This window comes from Leptolyngbya sp. FACHB-36, assembly GCF_014695955.1.
In the GTDB taxonomy this organism is placed as follows: domain Bacteria; phylum Cyanobacteriota; class Cyanobacteriia; order Leptolyngbyales; family Leptolyngbyaceae; genus FACHB-36.
This window is the reverse complement of the sequence record NZ_JACJPG010000654.1, coordinates 1-2,503: the sequence shown is the minus strand read 5'-3', so window position 1 is coordinate 2,503 and position 2,503 is coordinate 1. Positions and strand designations below refer to the sequence as shown.

The 2,503-nt window shown below is 56.2% G+C and carries 3 protein-coding genes; all 3 read left to right on the top strand.

The annotated features are described in order from the left end of the window. Window positions 1-522 (top strand): hypothetical protein (locus tag H6F43_RS20215; protein ID WP_190344835.1); only part of this gene is annotated, 522 nt, incomplete at its 5' end. Window positions 523-625: 103 nt separating this feature from the next. Beyond that, window positions 626-988, top strand: a complete 363-nt coding sequence (locus H6F43_RS20210; protein WP_190344833.1) for a hypothetical protein — start codon at window positions 626-628, stop codon at window positions 986-988. Window positions 989-1,262: 274 nt separating this feature from the next. After that, window positions 1,263-2,503 (top strand): POTRA domain-containing protein (locus H6F43_RS20205; RefSeq protein WP_277879986.1); only part of this gene is annotated, 1,241 nt, incomplete at its 3' end.

Here is a 2,503-nt window from a genome sequence, read left to right as displayed (position 1 = left end):
TACGGTGTAACGCGCTTGATTAAGCAGGGATTAGAGACTCAAGCCTCCTTTCAGGCAGAAGTGCAGTCGCGCGGCAAAGCTATTTTGGCAGAGCGCGATACAAATCTAGATTCGCTTCTGAGCCAACTCACGTCCTTTACCGAGCAGCTTCAGCAGCGAACTCAAGCGATAACAACGCTCGACGATCGCGTCAGCCGCTTAGAGGTGCAGGCGATCACCGCTCCGAGCACACCAGAAGCACCCGGAGCAGACTTACGCTTGACTGCGGTCGAGCAATCCTTGGGCAGCGTAGAGCTGCTTGCTGGCGAGTTAGGACAGCGCAGCGATACGCTGATCGCTATTAATGAGCGCATTACAAATGTGGAAGAGCTGCTGAAAACCCTTAGCTCGCTACCTGACGTCATTGGTCAGCAAAACCAGGTGCTTGCCAACTTTGAGGAGCGTCTTAATCAGCTAGAAGCCGCGCACCTAGCGAACTCTGAGGTGCAAATTCACGCGGTTGAACCCGATCGTGGTCTTTAAGCTGTGACAGGTGGCGAACTGACTCACAGACTGGGTACACCTTGTCCTGCGTCGGTTACTGTTGCCTCATCTGGATTGACTAAACCTGTAGGAGTCAACCGCTATGCTGCGTCTGCCGATTGGATTGCTGGTTGTCTTTGGAATGATTGCCCCAAGTATGGCGGCTACGGCTCAAGTTGAGCGTGCCCAGTTGCCCCCAGGAGCCGTGCTGCTGCAAACTCAGCCTGCTTCGGTTGCTGAGCCAGTAAGCCGATCGAGACCGTTGCTCACTCCGTTTTCCTCAACTGATTTAGATGGCATTGCTGCTTCACTGCAAGCAAAGCCCACAGTGCCGCAGCGCTCAATTCTGCCTCCAGGGCTGATGAACAACGCACCGAGAAGTCAGCCTCAGCCTATTAATCCGCTGGAATTTTTTCAGGTACCTGCACTCGATTCAGGAATTAAAGTCCGGGTCGATCGCGATTAGATTGCTTCCAGCTAGATACAGCAATGGGAACGCGAACAGCTATTAGCTGTTCGCGTTTTTTGGCTTGTTTTGTATTGATTGATCGCCTACGTCAGCACTCTGTAGCGGGAACTGAGGCAGGCGATTTTTCGTGTAGGAAAGTAGCGACGCCGCCGTAAATAAAGCGGCAATTTTTCAGAAGCCGTGCAAAATGAAAAGGCAAATTTCGCAGTATCAAGGCTTTTCAAGCGAAAAAGACGGTTGTCCCTCTCGTCTGCTACCCCCCTCATCAACCTTGAACGCTTCTTCCATCCGAACGCCGATCCGACACGCCTCCGCACTGGCAGTTTGCACGCTCGCGGCGATCGCTGCCTGGGAGCCTCAGCCCGTTCAGGCGGCTGATCGATCGCTAGCACCCACTGTGACAAGTGATGTGGTTGTTCCGGTAGCGCCTGTGCCAGCTGCCGTTGCTCAAGCTGCTACCCCAGAAACCAGTGCAGCGCCAGAATTTTCGGCAGCGGCGCCCGAAACGACTGGCAAACCCGCTCAGTATTACCAGTATCAGGTTCCGACTGCGCCAGTTGCGCCCGCTCCTAGCGCTCCGGCAGCACCCGAACCGCCATCCAGCAGTCCGTGGGTAATTCCATCGGCAGCCGCTCCTGCCCCCACAGCGAAACCAACCGTAACGGTGCCGCCACAATCGCAAAGCGCTCCCCAACGACAGGCGCCTGCCCCAGCTCCGCTTGCTACGCCGACCAGCCCAGGTGATCTGGCGGTCCAGGCAACGGACGTGCAGATCGTTGGCGCAGATGCCGAGCTGCAGCAGTTGATTCGCAGTCGGATTCGCACGCAGCCAGGAGGACAAACGAACCAGGCACAACTGAAGCAGGACGTAGCAGAAATCCTGGAAACGGGACTGTTTGCCAATGCTAGCGTTACCAGTCGCCCGAATCCGCAGGGGCTGAGTGTGGTGTTTCAGGTGGAGCCGATCGTCGTGCGATCGCTGCAGCTATCCGGTGCCCAAGTGCTGACGCTGGACGTTGCTAATCAGCTACTTCAGCCGCAGTTGGGACAAGTTGTGCGCCCGTCGGTTCTGGCGCAAGGCGCACAGCGCATCAAAGCCTGGTACACCCAAAACGGTTACGTTCTGGCACAGGTGAGCCTGCAACCCACGCGAGAAGGCGTTGTGATTGTGCAGGTAGCCGAAGGCTTGGTCGGCGACATTCAGATCCGCTTTCTCAATCGCGAGGGTAGACCCGTAGACGAGCAGGGCAAGCCGATTCAACCGCGCACGCAGGTAGGCTTTGTACGGCAACAGATTCAGCTACAGCCCGGACAGGTGTTTCGCGAAGACGTTGCTCGCCAAGACCTGAATCGACTAATCGGGTTGGGCATTTTTGAGAACGCCAACGTGACGTTTGAGGGGGATGTCCGCCGTGCGACCGTCGTGTACAACCTCGTGGAAAGCTCTGCTCGTGGATTTAACTTTGGCGGCGGCTACAACGACGATTTGGGCATTTACGGCACGATCAGCTA

What these genes read in the sequence shown, in the direction of transcription:
- H6F43_RS20210 (WP_190344833.1), top strand. Translation starts at nt 626, where the DNA reads ATGCTGCGTCTGCCGATTGGATTGCTGGTTGTCTTTGGAATGATTGCC.